Source organism: Sanguibacter suaedae, assembly GCF_016342785.1.
Classification (GTDB): Bacteria; Actinomycetota; Actinomycetes; order Actinomycetales; family Cellulomonadaceae; genus Sanguibacter; species Sanguibacter suaedae.
On the sequence record NZ_JAEINH010000011.1, the window covers coordinates 51,229 to 68,915 of the forward strand.

The 17,687-nt window shown below is 73.1% G+C and carries 15 protein-coding genes; 7 read left to right on the plus strand and 8 right to left on the minus strand.

All coding sequences use genetic code 11. The features are described 5' to 3' along the window. Positions 1 to 29 precede the first annotated feature (29 nt). Positions 30 to 713, plus strand: a complete 684-nt coding sequence (locus JAV76_RS12635; protein ID WP_198734427.1) for a TrmH family RNA methyltransferase — start codon at positions 30 to 32, stop codon at positions 711 to 713. A 67-nt stretch (positions 714 to 780) separates the two neighbouring features. After that, positions 781 to 1,803 carry a class II fructose-bisphosphate aldolase gene (gene fbaA / locus JAV76_RS12640; protein WP_198734428.1) on the plus strand — a complete coding sequence of 341 codons (1,023 nt, stop codon included), beginning with the start codon at positions 781 to 783 and terminating at the stop codon, positions 1,801 to 1,803. Positions 1,804 to 1,906: 103 nt separating this feature from the next. Here the strand turns inward: fbaA and JAV76_RS12645 are convergent, their stop codons facing one another. After that, positions 1,907 to 2,392 (minus strand): STAS domain-containing protein, encoded by a 486-nt coding sequence (locus tag JAV76_RS12645; protein ID WP_372403599.1) that lies wholly within the window; start codon positions 2,390 to 2,392, stop codon positions 1,907 to 1,909. 130 nt (positions 2,393 to 2,522) lie between these two features. Between JAV76_RS12645 and JAV76_RS12650 the strand changes: the two genes are divergently transcribed. After that, a complete protein-coding gene (locus JAV76_RS12650) occupies positions 2,523 to 4,790 on the plus strand; it encodes an ATP-binding SpoIIE family protein phosphatase (protein WP_198734430.1) in 2,268 nt (755 codons plus the stop codon). A gap of 20 nt (positions 4,791 to 4,810) precedes the next feature. Here JAV76_RS12650 and JAV76_RS12655 read toward each other — a convergent pair whose 3' ends face one another. Continuing rightward, on the minus strand, positions 4,811 to 5,182 hold the full coding sequence (locus JAV76_RS12655) for an STAS domain-containing protein (protein ID WP_198734431.1): 372 nt from the start codon (positions 5,180 to 5,182) through the stop codon (positions 4,811 to 4,813). Between the two features lie 100 nt (positions 5,183 to 5,282). Between JAV76_RS12655 and JAV76_RS12660 the strand changes: the two genes are divergently transcribed. From JAV76_RS12660 to JAV76_RS12675, 4 genes are all read left to right on the plus strand, one after another. Beyond that, entirely contained in the window at positions 5,283 to 5,735 is a 453-nt protein-coding gene (locus JAV76_RS12660; RefSeq protein ID WP_198734432.1) for a DUF3151 domain-containing protein, read from the plus strand. Between the two features lie 122 nt (positions 5,736 to 5,857). Further along, positions 5,858 to 7,144, plus strand: a complete 1,287-nt coding sequence (locus JAV76_RS12665) for an adenylosuccinate synthase (protein WP_198734433.1) — start codon at positions 5,858 to 5,860, stop codon at positions 7,142 to 7,144. Positions 7,145 to 7,170: 26 nt separating this feature from the next. Continuing rightward, positions 7,171 to 8,475, plus strand: a complete 1,305-nt coding sequence (gene purD, locus JAV76_RS12670; RefSeq protein ID WP_198734434.1) for a phosphoribosylamine--glycine ligase — start codon at positions 7,171 to 7,173, stop codon at positions 8,473 to 8,475. Then, entirely contained in the window at positions 8,472 to 9,443 is a 972-nt protein-coding gene (locus JAV76_RS12675) for a phosphoribosylaminoimidazolesuccinocarboxamide synthase (protein ID WP_307844214.1), read from the plus strand. Before purD ends, JAV76_RS12675 begins: the two co-directional genes overlap by 4 nt. Before the next feature lie 29 nt (positions 9,444 to 9,472). On the opposite strand, the gene JAV76_RS12680 is transcribed toward JAV76_RS12675, so the two are convergent. Genes JAV76_RS12680 through JAV76_RS12705 form a run of 6 tightly spaced genes read right to left on the minus strand, consistent with a single transcriptional unit; the run spans position 9,473 to position 17,498 of the window. Next, complete coding sequence (locus JAV76_RS12680; RefSeq protein ID WP_198734435.1) at positions 9,473 to 10,081, minus strand: GNAT family N-acetyltransferase; 609 nt, start codon at positions 10,079 to 10,081, stop codon at positions 9,473 to 9,475. After that, on the minus strand, positions 10,078 to 12,258 hold the full coding sequence (locus JAV76_RS12685) for a penicillin acylase family protein (protein ID WP_198734436.1): 2,181 nt from the start codon (positions 12,256 to 12,258) through the stop codon (positions 10,078 to 10,080). Before JAV76_RS12685 ends, JAV76_RS12680 begins: the two co-directional genes overlap by 4 nt. Then, positions 12,255 to 14,123 carry an IucA/IucC family protein gene (locus JAV76_RS12690; protein ID WP_230402260.1) on the minus strand — a complete coding sequence of 623 codons (1,869 nt, stop codon included), beginning with the start codon at positions 14,121 to 14,123 and terminating at the stop codon, positions 12,255 to 12,257. Before JAV76_RS12690 ends, JAV76_RS12685 begins: the two co-directional genes overlap by 4 nt. Next, positions 14,120 to 14,695, minus strand: coding sequence for a GNAT family N-acetyltransferase (locus JAV76_RS12695; protein WP_307844215.1), 576 nt, complete (start codon positions 14,693 to 14,695; stop codon positions 14,120 to 14,122). Before JAV76_RS12695 ends, JAV76_RS12690 begins: the two co-directional genes overlap by 4 nt. Further along, a complete protein-coding gene (locus JAV76_RS12700) occupies positions 14,692 to 16,020 on the minus strand; it encodes a lysine N(6)-hydroxylase/L-ornithine N(5)-oxygenase family protein (RefSeq protein ID WP_198734437.1) in 1,329 nt (442 codons plus the stop codon). The genes JAV76_RS12695 and JAV76_RS12700 overlap by 4 nt, the downstream gene beginning before the upstream one ends. Continuing rightward, a complete protein-coding gene (locus tag JAV76_RS12705) occupies positions 16,017 to 17,498 on the minus strand; it encodes a pyridoxal phosphate-dependent decarboxylase family protein (RefSeq protein ID WP_372403603.1) in 1,482 nt (493 codons plus the stop codon). Before JAV76_RS12705 ends, JAV76_RS12700 begins: the two co-directional genes overlap by 4 nt. Positions 17,499 to 17,687 lie beyond the last annotated feature (189 nt).

Sequence of the window (17,687 nt, forward strand, 5' to 3'; positions counted from 1 at the left end):
GCGCGACGGGGCCGGGGGAGAATGCGCTCATGACGAGCGAACCCCCGGTCCCCGAGGTGGGCGTCGGCCCGTGGCCGGGCGGCCCGGACGCGTGGCCGCGCACGGCTGACGGCGAGCCCGACGCCCGGTACGACGTCGAGCTGCTCCGTGAGGGAGACCGCCGCAACGTCGTCGACGCGTACCGGTACTGGACGATGGAGGCGATCGTCGCGGACCTCGACACCCGGCGGCACCCGTTCCACGTGGCGATCGAGAACTGGGGCCACGACCTGAACATCGGGTCCGTGGTGCGCACCGCGAACGCCTTCGCGGCGCAGGAGATCCACATCGTGGGGCGGCGCCGCTGGAACCGCCGCGGTGCGATGGTCACCGACCGTTACCAGCACGTGCGCAACCACCCGGACGTCGCCGCCTTCCTCGCCTGGGCGGGGGAGGCCGGCGTCCCGGTCATCGGCATCGACAACGTCCCCGGCTCGGTCCCGATCGAGGGCTATGCGTTCCCGCGGGAGTGCGCCCTGCTCTTCGGTCAGGAGAGCACCGGTCTCACCGACGAGGCGCGGACCGCGAGCCGGGACGTCCTCCACATCACCCAGTTCGGGTCGACGCGCTCCATCAACGCCGGTGCGGCTGCGGCCATCGCCATGCACGCGTGGGTGCAGCAGCACGCCGTGGTCCCGGGCCGGGTCGACCACGGGCCGAACGACCTACCGTGACCGCTGCGGGTTCATGACAAACTGGGGGTGACAGTCCCCGACATCCCCCTTTCACAGGAGTCTTTCGATGGCCATCGCCACCCCTGAGGTCTACAACGAGATGATCGACCGCGCGCGGGCGGGCAAGTTCGCCTACCCCGCCGTGAACATCACGTCGTCCTCGACCGTCACCGCTGCCCTCCAGGGCTTCGCCGAGGCCGAGAGCGACGGCATCATCCAGGTGTCGGTCGGTGGCGCCGAGTACGCGTCCGGCTCGACCGTCAAGGACCGCGTCGCCGGTTCGCTCGCCCTCGCCGCGTACGCGCACGAGGTCGCCAAGGGCTACGGCATCACCGTCGCGATCCACACGGACCACTGCGCCAAGCAGAACCTCGACTCCTGGGTCCGTCCCCTCCTCGCCCTCGAGGCCGAGCAGGTCCGCGCCGGCAAGCTCCCCACGTTCCAGTCGCACATGTGGGACGGCTCGACCGTTCCGCTGGACGAGAACCTCGTCATCGCCGAGGAGCTCCTCGAGCTCTCCGTCGCGGCCCGCACCATCCTCGAGATCGAGGTGGGCGTCGTCGGTGGTGAGGAGGACGGTCACGAGGCCGAGATCAACGAGAAGCTGTACACCACGGTCGAGGACGGCCTCGCGACCGTCCGTGCCCTCGGCTCCGGCGAGAAGGGCCGCTACCTCACGGCCCTGACCTTCGGCAACGTGCACGGCGTCTACAAGCCCGGTGCCGTCAAGCTCCGCCCGGCCCTGCTCAAGCAGATCCAGGACGGCGTGGGCGCCGAGATCGGCAAGGAGAACCCGTTCGACCTCGTGTTCCACGGTGGCTCCGGCTCGACCGCCGAGGAGATCGCCGAGGCGGTCGACAACGGTGTCATCAAGATGAACATCGACACCGACACCCAGTACGCGTACACGCGTCCGGTCGCCGGCCACATGTTCGGCAACTACGACGGCGTCCTCAAGATCGACGGCGAGGTCGGCAACAAGAAGGCGTACGACCCCCGCGCCTGGGGCAAGCTCGCCGAGGCCGGCATGGCCCAGCGCATCGTCGAGGCGGCACAGCAGCTCCGCTCGGCAGGCCAGAAGATCGGCTGATCTCGGTCTGCAGCAGACAGAAGGCCCCGGTGGACTCGTCCACCGGGGCCTTCTGCTCGTCCGTGCGGCCCGTCCCTGCGCGACGCGCGGAGGGCGGACCGGTTCAGCTGATCTCGGGCGTGGACGGGACCACCGGGACGGCCCCGGTCTCGAGACCGCTGCGATCGTCCGCCTCGTCGTCCACGATGTCGAGCATGTCACCGATGCTCGTCACCTCGAGGAGGAACTTCACCGTCGGCGGGGTCCGCAGGATCCGGACGCGCTCCGGGCTGACCGCCGTGAGGCGCGCGAGGAACGCGACGCCCGTCGAGTCCATGAACGTCACGTGGTGCGCGTCGATCTCGACCGGCAGCCCGGCCTCCTCGACGTCGCTCGTCGCCTGGTGGAGGTCCGCCACCAGGTCCGCGTCGATCTCACCCGACAGCACGATGCGGGCGCGCGTCGTGCCGACGATGACGTGGACCGAGCCCGGTTCGCTCGAGTCCAGGTCGGCGGTGATGGTGTCGGAACGGGTGCTGTCACTCGATGACTCGAGAGGCCCCCCGGCTCCTGGAGTGTTAACGTCGCCCACGAATGCTCCCTTCGGCAAGAAGACCATTGTGTCGTGGTCGAGGGGCGTTGACCAGTAGCCCGTTGACCTCGTTGAACACTGTCGTCTCATGGTCTGTCACCTGAGAGACTAGTGCTTGGGTCGGACAAGGCACGAACTGGAGGACTGGGTGGACGTCTCGTCGCACGGCACGGGGGACCGCGCGACCACCGCGGAGGTGGCACAGGAGGACGGTCTGGGAGCGCTGCGCGACCGCGCGCTGCAGGCCGCCGGTACGGCCACCGTCGTGCTCGACGCGAGCCAGGACGTACCCACCGTCGTCTGGGTCAACGACGCCTTCGTCCACCTGTTCGGCCACCCGTCCGACGCGCTCGTCGGCGGCACCCTGGCGCGGCTCGCGCCCGCCGGCGGGGGTGTCCTCGACGGCGGTCGGCTCGCCGCGTCCCTCGCCGACCGCACCCCCGTCGTCTGGACGGCGCGGTCCGTTCGAGCGGACGGCAGCGTCCTGTGGTGCGAGTACTCGGCGGCCGTCGTCCCGGGCGGCGAGACCCCGGGAGCGCACTGGGTGATCCTCGTGTCCGACGTCACGCGCCACGTCGAGCAGCGCGAGGAGCAGGAACGGTCCATCGCCGTCGAGCGCGCCGCCCGCACCACGCTCGACCTCATCTCCCTCGTGTCGGACCTCCTCACCGACCTCGACTACCCGTACGTGCTGCGCGAGATCGCCACGCACCTCCAGCGCGGCCTGGTCGGCTGGGCCGGGTTCTTCCTCGACGACGCCGGTCTGCGCCACGCCGAGGGGATCGCCGTGAACCCCGGGACGGAGCGCACCTCCTACCGGCTCGCTCGTGAGGCGGGCGTCCACGTCGACGCGCTCGGTGACGCCCGCGCACCGGGCGAGAGCACCGGCGTCACCATGACCACCGCGTTCATCGACCCGCTGCGCGACCTGCTCGACGGCCATGTGTCGGGACCCCTGAGCTTCGCGCTGCGACCCGACTACCCGGCGGGCTCCGCGGCCCGCTGGCTGTCCGTCGAGATGCGCACCCGCCTCGGCCTGCCCGACGCCACCGAGACCGACGGCAGCGCCGCGGGGACGGCCCACGACCCGGCGGTGCCCTCCGTCGTCGTGTCCGCGGTGCCGGGGCGGCGCCGCGTCCTCGGGATCCTCGTGACCCTCCCCACCGGACCCGTCGCCGGCGCCCGCGGCGTCGCGGGCACCGACCCCACGACGATGACGCTCCTGCACGTCGTCGCCCGTCGGGTCGGGATGGCCATCGACAACGTGCGGCTCTACGCGCGGGAGCACCAGCTCGCCGAGACCCTGCAGCGCTCGATGCTCCCCGAGCAGGCGGACATCCCCGGGCTCGACGTGTGGACCTACTACGCACCCACGTCCGAGCACGCCCAGGTGGGCGGTGACTGGTACGACGTGCTGCACATCGACGAGCAGGTCGCCGGGCTCGTCATCGGTGACGTCGTCGGGCACGACGTCGAGGCGGCCGCCACCATGGGGCAGCTGCGGTCCGTGGTCCGGTCCTACGCCTTCGAGCTCGCCACGCCCGGACCCGTCCTCACCCGGGTGGACCAGCTCGTCGTCGGGATGCGCGTGCCCCGCTCCGCGAGCCTCGTGTACGCGACGCTGCGCCGGCCCGCCCCGGACGCGACCACCCCGGCGTGGCGGCTCGAGTACTCGCGCGCGGGCCACCTGCCGCCCCTGCTCGTCCGCGACGGTGACGTGTCCCAGCTCTCGGGGGCCGGGGGAGCGCTCGTCGGGTACGGGACGGGCGACCGGCAGACCGCGTCCGTCGAGCTCCTCCCCGGCGACGCCCTCGTCCTCTACACGGACGGCCTCATCGAACGCCGGGACCGGTCGTTGCGCGCCGGGCTCGCGGCGCTCGTCACCGCAGCGGAGCGCGTCACCGCGACCGACGCCGCAGGCATCGGTGAGGAGCTCCTCGCCCGGCTGGCCGACGCCCCCGAGGACGACGTCGCCGTCGTCGTCGTGCGTGTCCCCGACCCCGGGACCGACGGCACCACGGCCGTCATGAGCCCTCGGTCGCGTCGCTGGCTGCTGCCGAGCGAACCGGCGTCCATCGGCCGGGCACGCCACGCCGTGGTCCGCACCTGCCGCACGTGGGAGCTCCCGGACGTGGCCAACGCGGAGCTCGTCGTGTCCGAGCTCGTCGCCAACGGTGTCCTCCACGGGTGGGGGCACATCGCGCTGCGCCTCTTCGACACCGGCGACGGCCTGCGCATCGAGGTCGAGGACTCCAACCCGTCACCGCCCGTGACGACCGACGGGCACGCGAACCGCCTCGGCGGGTACGGCATGCAGATCGTCGAGCGGCTCGCCGACTGGGGCTGGCGCCCCAGCGGCACGGGAAAGCTCGTGTGGGCCAAGATCCGGACGTCGGGGACGCTCCGCAGGTCCTAGCCAGCGGGAGGGGAAGCCTGTCAGGCCTCGGGTGTGCCCTCGCCGACGAGCGGCACACCGCCGGCCGGTGTCGCCGGGTCGCACGCGTGGTCCGCGTCGATGCGGAACAGCTCGAGCGCCCCGCAGACCTCGAGGACGAACAGGTCGCGGTCGTCGCACCCGCGCAGCACCGTGGCGCCCCCGCGCTTGCGACCGGAGTCGGCGAGGGAGATGAGGAACGCCGCGCCGGTGGAGTCCATGAACGTCACCCGGCACATGTCGATGACGAGGAGCTGTCGGCGGAGTCCGACCACCCGGGCCGCGATCTCGGGGAACTGGTCACGCTCCGCGAGGTCGAGATCTCCGGCGATCACGAGCGTGGTGGTCGCAGGTGATGTCGCGATCTCGATCATGCTGTCGACTCTAACCACGGCACATGGGCCCTGCACGCCGGTCCCCGGCGTGCTCGCCTTTCGTTGTACGACCGTGACGGCACGGGTGGACAATGGCCGCATGAGCCACGTCCCGCACCCCGCGCCCCGCCCGTCCGCGAACCTCCTGCCCGGCCCGGCACCCGCGATGCTCGCCGAGGACCACCCCGACATGACGGCCCGCAGCGAGGTCGCCGGCGGCCGCGCCGTCGCGGACGTCGCCCGCGACCACCCCGCGTCGTCGTACGCGTGGGCCGTGCTCGCCGAGGACGCGCTCGACCGCGGCGACGACGTCACCGCCTACGCGTTCGCCCGCACCGGGTACCACCGCGGGCTCGACTTCCTGCGTCGGGCCGGCTGGCGCGGCCAGGGCCCCGTTCCCGCCGAGCACGTCCCCAACCAGGGGTTCCTGCGGGCCCTGCTCGCGCTCGCCGAGGCGGCGGAGCTCATCGGGGAGGTCGAGGAGGCCGAGCGGTGCGTCGCGTTCCTCGTGGACTCCGGCACGTCGGCCGACGAGGTCCGGGCGCTGCGCTGAACGCAAAGTAACGGTAAACTCCCCGGGGAGATCGGGTGGCTGCCGCCCGGAGGCCCGGAACGCCGAAGCGACCATGAGCGCGGCGCCGCCCACACACAGGCAGCTCGAAAGCGGGGAATTCCATGCCAGCCGTGGTAGTCGTCGGTGCCCAGTGGGGCGACGAAGGCAAGGGCAAGGCGACCGACCAGCTCGGCTCGCGCGTCGACTACGTCGTGAAGTTCAACGGCGGGAACAACGCGGGCCACACCGTGGTCGTCGGCGGTGAGAAGTACGCGCTGCACCTGTTGCCCTCCGGCATCCTGTCGCCCGGGGTCACCCCGGTCATCGGCAACGGCGTGGTCGTCGACATCGAGGTCCTGTACGAGGAGCTCGACGCGCTCGTCGCGCGCGGCGTCGACGTCTCGCGGCTCCTCGTCTCGGGCTCCGCTCACGTCATCGCGCCGTACAACCGGACGATGGACAAGATCACCGAGCGCTTCCTCGGCAAGCGGAAGATCGGCACCACCGGTCGCGGCATCGGCCCCACGTACGCGGACAAGATCAACCGCACGGGCATCCGCGTGTGGGACCTCTTCGACGAGAAGATCCTCCGCGCCAAGGTCGAGGGCGCCCTCGACCAGAAGAACCACCTCCTCGTGAAGGTCTTCAACCGTCGGGCCATCACGGTCGACGAGACCGTCGAGGAGCTGCTGCAGTACACGGAGCGCCTGCGCCCGATGGTCGCGGACACCGCGCTCGTCCTCAACCAGGCGCTCGACGCCGGGCAGACCGTCCTCTTCGAGGGCGGCCAGGCGACCATGCTCGACGTCGACCACGGCACGTACCCGTTCGTCACGTCGTCGAACGCCACCGCGGGCGGGGTGTGCACCGGGTCCGGGATCGGTCCTACGCGCATCGACCGCGTGGTGGGTGTCATCAAGGCGTACACGACGCGCGTCGGCGAAGGCCCGTTCCCCACGGAGCTCTTCGACGAGTCCGGCGAGTTCCTGCGCGCCACGGGCCACGAGTTCGGTGTCACCACGGGCCGGCCCCGTCGCTGCGGCTGGTATGACGCGGTCATCGCGCGGTACTCGAGCCGCGTCAACGGTCTCACCGACTTCGTCCTCACCAAGCTCGACGTCCTCACGGGCATCGAGAAGATCCCGGTGTGCGTCGCGTACGACGTCGACGGGGTGCGCCACGACGAGATGCCCACGGACCAGAGCGCCTTCCACCACGCGAAGCCCATCTACGAGGAGCTCGACGGGTGGACCGAGGACATCACGGGTGCCCGCACGTTCGAGGACCTGCCGGTGAACGCGCAGCGGTACGTGCTCGCCCTCGAGGAGATGTCGGGCACGCGGATGTCGTCCATCGGGGTGGGTCCCGACCGCGAGGCGACCATCCAGCGGTTCGACCTCATCGACTGAGCGACTGCGTCGTTAGACTCACGCCCGTGAAGATCCTCGTCGTCGGTTCCGGTGCCCGCGAGCACGCCATCGTCCACTCCCTGGCGCACGAAGCGCCGGGGAACGGTCCGCACGAGCTCCACGCGGCGCCCGGCAACCCGGGCATCGGGGAGCTCGCGCGGCTGCACCCCGTCGATGCGCTCGACGGCGCGGCCGTCGCGGCGCTCGCCCTCGAGGTCGGCGCGGAGCTCGTGGTCGTGGGACCGGAGGCGCCGCTCGTCGCGGGCGTCGCGAACGCGGTGCGGGCGCACGGCATCCCCGTGTTCGGACCGAGCGCCGACGCCGCCCGTCTCGAGGGCTCCAAGGCGTTCGCCAAGGACGTCATGGCCACGGCGGGCGTGCCGACGGCCATGGCGCACGTGTGCTCGACCACCGACCAGGTGGGCGACGCCCTCGACGCGTTCGGCCCGCCGTACGTCGTCAAGGACGACGGGCTCGCCGCCGGGAAGGGCGTGGTCGTCACGGACGTGCGCCTGGACGCGATGCGCCACGCCCAGGAGTGCTTCGCGAACCCCGACCGCGGCGGGGACCCACGGGTGGTGATCGAGGAGTACCTCGACGGCCCCGAGGTGTCGTTGTTCTGCATCAGCGACGGGGAGACGGTGGTGCCGCTCGCCCCCGCGCAGGACTTCAAGCGGGCGTTCGACGGGGACGCAGGCCCCAACACGGGGGGCATGGGTGCGTACAGCCCTCTGCCGTGGGCGCCCGAGGGCCTGGTCGACGAGGTCGTGGAGCGGGTGGCGCAGCCGACGATCGACGAGATGCGTGCCCGCGGCATCCCCTTCGTGGGGGTCCTGTACGTGGGCCTCGCGCTGACGAGCCGCGGCACGCGCGTCGTCGAGTTCAACGCGCGGTTCGGCGACCCGGAGACCCAGGTGGTGCTGTCGCGTCTCGCGTCGCCGCTCTCCGTGCTCCTCCTCGCGGCCGCCACCGGGCGCCTCGCCGACCTCCCGCCCCTGCGGTGGCGCGACGAGGCCGCGGTGACCGTCGTCGTCGCGTCCGGCGGCTACCCGGCGTCCCCGCAGACCGGCGGCCCGGTCACCGGCGTCCGCGACGCCGAGGACCTGCCGGGCGTGCACGTCCTCCACGCAGGGACGGCGTCCGACGGCGAGGGCGGCCTCGTGAGCGCGGGCGGCCGCGTCCTGTCCGTGGTGGGCGTGGGCGCGGACCTGCGCGAGGCGCGGCGGGTCGCGTACTCCGGGGTGGACCGCGTCGTCCTGCCCGGCGGGCACCACCGCACCGACATCGCGGAGAAGGCCGCCGCCGGCGGCACCGTCGGTGGTGCGCTGTGACGAGCACCGGGGTGGGCGCCGGGGGGCAGGGCCTGGACGCCGACGTCCTCGACCTGCCCGGCTGGACGCACGTGTACTCCGGGAAGGTCCGAGACCTCTACGAGCCCGACCTCGCGCAGCACGGCGGCGCGCACCCCCTGGGTGACGTGGTCCTCGTCGTGGCGTCCGACCGGGTGAGCGCCTACGACCACGTGCTCAGCCCCGGCATCCCCGACAAGGGGACGGTCCTCACCCAGCTGAGCCTGTGGTGGTTCGAGCAGCTCGCCGACCTCGTCGACAACCACGTGGTCAGCACCGCCGTGTCCGCCGCGCCGGCCGACGGGCTCGTGCCCGCCGCCGTCGCCGGGCGCGCCATGGTGTGCCGTCGCCTGGAGATGTTCCCCGTGGAGTGCGTGGCCCGCGGCTACCTCACGGGGTCCGGGCTCGTCGAGTACCGGGAGTCGCGGTCGGTGTGCGGCGTGCCGCTGCCCGACGGGCTCGTCGACGGTTCCCGTCTCCCGGAACCGATCTTCACGCCGGCCACCAAGGCGGAGGTGGGGGAGCACGACGAGAACGTGAGCCTCGACGTGGTCGCCGAGCGGATCGGCCGCGCCGACGCGGAGCGTCTGCGCGACCTCACCCTCGCGGTGTACGCCCGCGCCGAGGCCGTCGCCCGGGAGCGTGGCGTGATCCTCGCGGACACCAAGCTCGAGTTCGGCACCGACCCGGTGACCGGTGCGCTCGTTCTCGGCGACGAGGTCCTCACCCCGGACTCGTCCCGGTTCTGGCCGGTCGACGACTGGGAGCCGGGTCGCGCGCAGCCGAGCTTCGACAAGCAGCCCATCCGGGACTGGCTCGTGTCGGACGCCGCGGGGTGGGACCGCACCGGGGACACGCCGCCGCCCGAGCTCACCCCGGAGGTCGTGGAAGCCACGCGACTGCGGTACCTCGACGCCTACCGGCGGATCACCGGGTCCGACCTGGCCTGAGCTCCGGGCCGGTCCGCCCGGCCCGCCGCTCAGCGCGGGGTGAGGAACGCGAGCTGTGCGGTCTTCTGCGGCATCTCGATCACGGGTCCGAGCTCGAACCCGGAGCGCACCATCCGTGCCACGGCACGGTCGTTGCGCACGTCGGGCTCGACGACGATCCGTCGCGCGCCCGGCTGCCCGAGGACGAACTCACCCATGGCGCCGACGAGCATCCCGCTGTACCCGGGGAGCCGTGCGTCGCCGCGCCCGACGAGGAGGTGGACGCCCACGTCGCCGGCCTGCACCGGGTAGCGCTCGCCGACGGGGTCGTGCGCCGGGTCGTACGTCTGGAGCAGCGCGACGGGTGTGTCCTCGACGCGGACGAGGAACGCGTGGTGGGTGTCGAGGGAGTCGACGAACGCGTAGAGCTCGCGCAGGTCCTCGCGGCCGAGATCTCCGAGGCCCCAGAACTCGGTGCCGGGCGCGGTGACCCACGCGTGGACGGTGTCGAGGTCGGCGTCGGGGTCGAGCACCGTCACGGTGACCCGCCCGAGGCGGGGGTGCTGCCCGGTGTGGACGGTGGTGCCGCGGGGGCCGTGCGCGAGGCGCACCCCGTCGGTTCCGGTTCCGGTGCCGGCGGTGGGCGTGGGGGCGGTCATGGGAGGTCCTCTCGGGCGAGTTGGTCCCAGTCGTCGACGACGGGGAGGGTGCCGGCGCGCGCCCACAGCGGGTGCTGGTCGGCGAAATGGGGGTGGTCGGGGTCGCCGTGCGTGCCGAAGGGGACGGCCCACCGGCTGGCGGAGCGGTCGGCGAGGTCCCACACCCAGCGGGCGACAGGTCCGCGCCAGGAGCGGTCGGTGAGGCCGGGGGTGCTCGTGGTGGCGCACACGCAGTCGGTGTCGCCGCCGAGGGGGACGGCTGGGACGGGGGGCGGTGTGCAGCCGTCGACGTCGGCGAGGACGTGGACGGGGAGCACGGTGTGGGCGTCGCCCCACGTCCCGGTCTCGCGGTGGGCGACGTCGTCGAGCGCCGCACGGAGCTCGGTGGCCACGTCGAGGAGCGGCAGGTCGCCGCTGTGCCCGCTGTCGTCGGTGCTCCCGTCGGGGGCGACGTCGCCGCGTCGCGAGGCGAGGAGCTCGGGCAGGGCGTCGCCGACGCGGGCGACGACGGAGAACCACGGCGCGAGGACGTCACCGGCGCCGTGGGGCCGGTGGAGCGGGGCGAGCGCGGGGTGCGCCGCGACGCGGGTGACGAGCGCCGTGCGGAGCGCGGCGTAGGCGCCGGCCGCGGAGCTCCCGGCGTCCATGCGCCCGTCCCAGCCGAGGAGGAGCTCGCGGAGGTCCTTCGCGGGGACGCACAGGTCGTCGAGCGCGGCGAGGCGCCCGAGGAGCACGTTGGTCCCCGCGAGGTGCGTGTCACCGTGGACTGCTCCCATGTCCGCGGCCGTCGCGTGCTGCTGCTCCGCGAGGAGCTCGCGGACGCGTCGTGCCCGGTGCGGCGGGGCGTACGTGCACCCGAGGTCGCGGTCGGGGTCGGCGGGGCGCTCGTTGGCGTCGACCACGAGGTCCACGACCTCCCACGCGGGCGGCATGGTGCGCCACGGCGCGGGCCGCGCGTCGGGCGACCACGCGTCGAGGGGGCGTACGCGCTGCGCGGGTGCGCGCTCGGGGCACCGGCCGGCGACGACGCTCACGACGCGCCCGCGGGTGTCGGCGGCGACCACCCGGTTGACGGGGTCCACCCAGCCGTCGAGCGCGGCGACCACGTCGTCGGTGGTGCGGGCCCGCAGGAGGGGCAGGAGGGCCCCGATCCCCGCGTCGGCGTCGACCCGGACGGGCGTGCGGAGGCTGAACGCCGAGCTGCCGAGGGTTCCCCGCGCGTCAGCCGACCGGGTCGACCCAGCCGGGTCGGTCGCGCCGCCGACGACCACGGGACCGCGGACGGTCTCGAGGACCTCTATGGTCACGGGCTCACCGCCGCGCACGAGGGCGGTCTCCTCGGACCGGTGGACGGGTTCCCAGCCGTCGGGCCCCCTGGCTTCGACGTGCTCGCCGTCGCGGCGCAGGTCCTCGCGGTGGACGTCGGCTTGGTGGGCGAGGGCGTTGGTCACGCCCCACGCGACACCCCCGGTGTGCCCGAAGTGCGCGATGCCGGGGACACCGGGGAACGCGAGACCGACGACGTCGAAGTCCGGGCAGGCGAGGTGCACCTGCTGGTACACGCCGGGCAGCTCGAGGACGCGGTGCGGGTCGCCGGCCAGGAGGGGCAGGCCGCTCGCGGTGCGCGACCCGTGCAGGCCCCACGCGTTGCTGCCCGAGGCGGGGACCCTCTCGCCTCCCATGAACAGCCCGACGGCGCCGGGCCCGAGGGTCCGGGCGACGTGCTCGGCCCACAGCAGGTGCGGGAAGGTGGAGAACAGGGCGTGCGCGACGAGGAGCACGCCGACGGGCGCCCACGCGGGCCACGGCTCGTGCGGGGTGGTGTCCCCGAACCGGGCGTCGAGCGCCCGGACCTCGGCGGGGCGCGGCGACCCGGCCAGCCCGGCGTTCACTCCACGCACGTACGCGTCGACCCACGCGCGGTCGCCGGCAGCCAGACCCTCGTAGACCGCGCGGGCGGTGTCGGGCAGCCGGGAGCGTCGGGCGAACCGGTCCCACGCGAGGCCGCCCGCACCGATCCGCTCCGCGAGCCGCCCCTCGGCGCGCCACCGGTCCACCTCGATCTGCCACCCGCGGTCCAGGGCGGTGACGCGCCCCTGGGCCTCGGCGAGCTCGAGGTGGTCGGACGCCCGCAGGTGCGGGACGCCCCACGCGTCGCGGAAGAGCTCGGCGCTCACGGGTGGGCGCCGCGGCCGGCGGGGTTGGCGAGGGTCCCGGCGTAGATGAGCGACGAGGACTGGTCGGTGAGGTCCACCATCTGCAGGGTGTTGCGCAGCTGGAGACGGTTGAGGCACGAGTGCGCGAACCGCTCGGCGCGCAGGTCCACGCCGGACGTGATGCCCGGGTGGTCGGCGCGGTGCCGGTCGATGCACCGGGCGACGAGCCCCCAGAACTCGACCTCGGGGAGCACCCCGTCGACGTGGAGGATCGCGGCGAGGTGCCGGAAGAACCCGTCGAACACGTCGGTGAGGACGGCCAGGGCCTTCTCGTCGTCGGCGACCTCGTGGCAGATGCGTTGCACGCCCTCGGGAAGGTCGCGCGCGGCGAGCACGGCGACCTCCTCGCCGATGTCCTTCATGAACACCCCGACGGGCACCTGCCGGTCGAGGACGAGGATGAGGTTCTCGCCGTGCGGCATGAACGCGAGGTCGTGCACCAGGAGGCAGTGCACGACGGGACGGAGGTAGGCGTCGAGGTAGCGCTCCACCCAGACGGCGGCGGGGACGCCGGACTCGCGGACGAGGGCCGTGACGAACGCGTCGCCCGCGGCGTCCCGGTGCAGGAGGGACGCCATGGTTGCGAGCCGCTGCGACGGTTCCACGAGCGTCTCCGGGCTCTCCCGCCACAGGGCGGCGAGCATCTTGCGGTACGCGCTCGGCTGCTCCGTGCGGTGGTAGACGTCGCCCGTGTACCCGATTGCCACCCGCTCGCGCAGCACGCGGAACCCGCACGCGCGCAGCGTCGGGTCGTCGGCGACGACGCCCGCCACCCAGTCGTTGATCGCGGGTGTGCGCTCCATGTACGCGGGGGACAGGCCCCGCAGGAACCCCATGTTCTGCACGGCCAGCGCCACCTTGACGTAGTGGCGGTCGGGGCGCGAGCGGTTGAGGAAGGTCCGCACGGACTGCTGGGCCTGGTACTCGTCGTCGCCCTCGCCGAGGAGCACGAGGTCGCCGCGGCCCACGTCGGCGGCGAACGTCACCGCCACGCGGTGCTCCCACTGCCAGGGGTGGACGGGCAGGTACCGGTAGTCCGCCGGGTCCAGCCCGCGGGCGCGCAGGGTCGTGGCGAACCGGTCGAGAGTGGCCCGGCCCAGCTCGTCGAGGTAGAACGTGTCCTCGTCGACGCCCGCACCGAGCGCCAGGTGGCTCGTCGCCCGGCGCACGGCCAGCCACACGAGGCGGACGGGCGCGGCGGCCTCGGGGGAGTACGCGGCGTGCTCGGTGGCGCCGAACCCGATGCGCCCGTTGTTGGCGACGAACCCCGGGTGGCCCTCGGTCATGGACCGTTCCACCGTGGCGAGGTCCTCGTGGACGAGCTCCGCGACGGCCGGCCCCCCGTGGTGGATGCGGTACGCGGCGCTCGCGAGCGTCGACGACACCTCCTCGAGGTACACGGGCAGGAGGTCGGCGGGCACCTGGAGCTGTTCCTGGAGGTCGAGCACGAGGTCGAGGGCGTCGAGCGGCGCGTGCCTCCCGTCGACCTCCCGGGTGAGGCTCGGTTCGTCGATCACCCAGTGCTCCAGGGCCGTGCGGCGGGCCCGGAACCGGTACACCGCGCGGCCACCGTCGAGCTCCACTCGGTAGGCAGCGGGCGCCGTCGGGTCGTGGTCCAGGTCCTCTCCGTGGTCTCCCTCACGGTCGGGCACGGGCGCCAGGAGGCGCTCGTGCGTGAACTCCGCGAGGGCCTTCGCCGCGAGGTGGCGGTGGGCCGCGGCCATGGTGTCGGGGCGCAGGTGCGGGGCGGTCCACGCGTCCGCGGGCGGGGCGGCCACCGTTGTCCTGGAGGTCGAGGTGGAGGTGGCGTCGGTCGTGAGGGTCATGAGGTCCGTCCGAGAGGGCTGAGGAGGAAGGCGTCGAGGGTGCACACCGACAGGAGCGCCTCCTTGCCGGGCAGAGCCACGCGCCGAAGCACGCGGAACCCCGCGGCCGCGTTCTTCGCGGCGATGCGCTCGTTGCGCACGTCGGGCTCGACCACGACGCGGCCCGCGCCACGGTCGACGAGGAGGAACCGCACCACGGCGGCCATGACGGCCGACGTGAGGCCGTGCACCGGCTCGGCCGGTGGCGGTGCGACGAGCAGGTGCATGCCGACGTCGCCCGGCAGGGCCTGGTGGACGTCGGTGAGGAGCACCCGCGCCGGGTCGTACGTCTCCACGTAGAACGTGGGCACGCCGTCGACGCGGCCGAGCCACGCGTCCTGGTGCGCGTCGTCCACCACGGACCGCGCGTACGCGCGGACCTCGTCGGCGTCGAGGTGCGTCATCTGCCAGAACGCCGACGCCGGGTCGCGCAGCCACGCGTGCAGCGTGGCGGCGTCCCGGTCGACGTCGAACGGCTCGAGCGTCACGTCGCGCACCACGCACTCGGCCGCGCGCACCGGTGCGCCGCTCACGGCTCAACCACGGCCTGGGGACGCAGCGCGTCGGCCGGCACCCCGAACTCCTGGAACGCGATGCGCCGCTCCATCGGGTACACCTCACGGCCCGTCACCGACGCGAGGATCGACGAGTTGCGCCACGGCCCGAACCCCAGGTCCGGGGCCGTGATGCCGTGCGTGTGGTCCTCCGCGTTCTGCACGAACACCCGACCCCGCCCCCCGTCCACGGAGTAGTCGCGGGCCACGTCGAACCGGCCCGTCGGGTCCCAGGCGAGGCGCTCGCGGACGCCGAGGACGAAGTCGGGGACGCGTGCGGCGTACCCGGTGGCGAGGACGATCGCGCTGGTGCGGCGCTCGTGCTCGACGTCCAGCTGGTCGTGACGCAGGCGCAGGGTGTGCTCGGCGGCGCCGGCGTCCCAGCGGACACCGAGGACCTCGGTGTCGGTGAGGAGCGTCGTGGGGACGGGGCCGGTGACGGACTTGCGGTAGAGGGTGTCGTAGATGTCGTCGACGAGGTCGCCGCTGATGCCCTTGTAGAGGGCGCGCTGGTCGCGGCCGAGGCGCTGGCGGGTCTCGTGGGGCAGGGAGTGGAAGTGGTCGGTGTACTCGGGGGACGTCATCTCGAGCGTGAGCTTCGTGTACTCCATGGGGAAGAACCGCGGGGAGCGGGTCACCCAGTCCAGCCGGTAGCCGTGGGTGTCGACGTCCTCGAGGAGGTCGCGGTAGATCTCGGCGGCGGACTGCCCGGAGCCGACGACGGTCACCGACGGCAGGGTGCGCAGGTGGTCGCGGTGGGTGAGGTAGTCGGCGGAGTGCAGGACGGGCCCGGTGGCGCCGCGCAGGGCGGCGGGGACGACGGGGCTGGTGCCGGTGCCGAGGACGACGTGCCGCGCCCGGTAGACCTCCTCGTCCCCGGTGTCGGTGCGCACGGCTCGCACGAGGTAGAGGTCGTCGTCGTGCGGGTCGGTCTCGAGGGCGACGACGGTGCGGCCCCAGCGCAGGGTGTCGAGCTGCTGGGCGGCCCACCGGCAGTACGCGTCGTACTCGGCGCGCAGCGGGTAGAAGCTCTCCCGGATGTAGAAGGGGTAGAGGCGGCCGGTGGCCTTGAGGTAGCTGAGGAAGGAGTACGGCGACGTGGGGTCGGCCATGGTGACGAGGTCCGCGAGGAAGGGGACCTGGATGGTGGCGCCCTCGATCATCATGCCGGGGTGCCACGCGAAGCCGTCGGCGGAGTCGAGGAACACGGCGTCGACGTCGTCGAGGGGGGCGCTGAGGCACGCGAGGCCCAGGTTGAAGGGGCCGATGCCGATGCCGACGACGTCGTGGGTGCGGGTGCTCACAGGACCACCTCCGCCTCGAGGGCGGGGACGGGGGCGAGCATCCTCGCCTCCTCGACGAGGGCGGACGCGGCGCCGCGGACGACGTCGAGGACGCGGCGGACGTCCGTGTCGGTGGACTCCGGGTTGAGCAGGGTGAGCTTGAGGCAGGGGCGGCCGTCGACGACGGTCTTGGCGACGAGGGTCCGGCCGGACTGGAACAGGACGCGGCGCACGAGGGGGACGAGGGCGTCGGCGTCGGCGTCGGTGAGCCCGGCGGGCTGGTAGCGGAAGAGGACGGTGCTCAGCTGGGAGCGGCCGACGAGCCGCAGGTCGGGGTCGTCCTCGACCATGGTGTGGGCGCGGGCGGCGAGGTCCACGACCTCGTCGAACATCTCGCCGAGGCGGTCGGCGCCGAGGGCGCGCAGGGTGACCCAGAGCTTGAGGGCGTCGAAGCGCCGCGTGGTCTGGATGGACTTGTCCACCTGGTTGGGTTCCTCGCTACCGGCGGGGTTGAGGTAGTCGGCGTACCAGGTGACGGGGGCGAGGTCGGCAGGGTCGCGCACGAGGACGGCGCTGGACGACACGGGCTGGAAGAAGCTCTTGTGGAAGTCGACGGTGACGGAGCGGGCACGCTCGATGCCGTCGAGGAGGTGGCGTCGCGTGGGGGAGACGAGGAGGCCGCACCCGTAGGCGGCGTCGACGTGCAGCCACGTGCCGGTGGCGTCGCAGGCGTCGGCGATGGGGGCGAGCGGGTCGATGCACCCGCGGTCCGTCGTACCGGCGGTGGCGACCACGCACATGGGGACGCTGCCCGACGCGCGGCACAGGTCGAGGGCGTCGCGGAGGGCGGCGGGGTCCATGCGCCCGGACGAGTCGGTGGCGACGGCGACGACGGCGTCGTCCCCGAGGCCGAGGATCCGTGCGGACTTCTGGACGCTGAAGTGGCTCGACGCCGTGGCGAGGATGACGAGGCGGCGCAGGGCGTCGGGCGCCCCGGGGAGGGGTTCGGCGGTCGCGAGGGCGTGGTCGCGGGCGACGAGGAGCGCCTGGAGGTTGGACTGGGTACCGCCGGACGTGAAGATCCCGTCGCCGGCGGGGAACCCGATGCGCGCGGTCACCCAGTCGACGAGGTGGCGTTCCATGAGGGTCCCGACGGTCGACTGGTCGTACGTGTCGAGGGACGCGTTGACGGCGGCGACGACGGCCTCGGCGGCGACGGCGGGGAGGGCGACGGGGCAGTTGAGGTGCGCGGCGTAGTCGGGGTGGTGGAACCACACGGCGTGCTCCGCGAAGAGGGTGTCGGCCTCGAGGACGGCGGCAGCGGTGCCGCGGCCGGGGCCGTCGAGGTCGACGGCGTCGACGAGGGACTGGAGCTCGGCGCGGCTCGCCCCGGAGAACGGCCGGGTGGTCTCGCGGAACCGGCGGGCGATGCGGTCCACCGCGTCGTGCATGGTGGCGGTGTAGGTGTCGGCGGTGGCCGAGGACAGCAGCTCGTGCACTGGGTCGCTCCTGGCGGTGGGGAGAAGGTCTGCAGGCGTACCGTAAGGGTCGCCTTACCTAACGTCGACCAAGGTAGCGCACGATGTGCGACATTCCTCCGGAATCTCAGGACATCCCGTGTGAAGCACTTCACACCGACTGAGGTTAGGCGATCCATACCCAGGCGAAGGTTAGGCATGCCATACTCG

Bases quoted from the DNA above. Each gene is read 5' to 3' on its own strand.
- JAV76_RS12665 (WP_198734433.1), top strand. From the start codon at position 5,858: ATGCCAGCCGTGGTAGTCGTCGGTGCCCAGTGGGGCGACGAAGGCAAG.
- JAV76_RS12635 (WP_198734427.1), top strand. From the start codon at position 30: ATGACGAGCGAACCCCCGGTCCCCGAGGTGGGCGTCGGCCCGTGGCCG.
- JAV76_RS12660 (WP_198734432.1), top strand. From the start codon at position 5,283: ATGAGCCACGTCCCGCACCCCGCGCCCCGCCCGTCCGCGAACCTCCTG.
- JAV76_RS12680 (WP_198734435.1), bottom strand. From the start codon at position 10,081: ATGACCGCCCCCACGCCCACCGCCGGCACCGGAACCGGAACCGACGGG.
- fbaA (WP_198734428.1), top strand. From the start codon at position 781: ATGGCCATCGCCACCCCTGAGGTCTACAACGAGATGATCGACCGCGCG.
- JAV76_RS12655 (WP_198734431.1), bottom strand. From the start codon at position 5,182: ATGATCGAGATCGCGACATCACCTGCGACCACCACGCTCGTGATCGCC.
- JAV76_RS12690 (WP_230402260.1), bottom strand. From the start codon at position 14,123: ATGACCCTCACGACCGACGCCACCTCCACCTCGACCTCCAGGACAACG.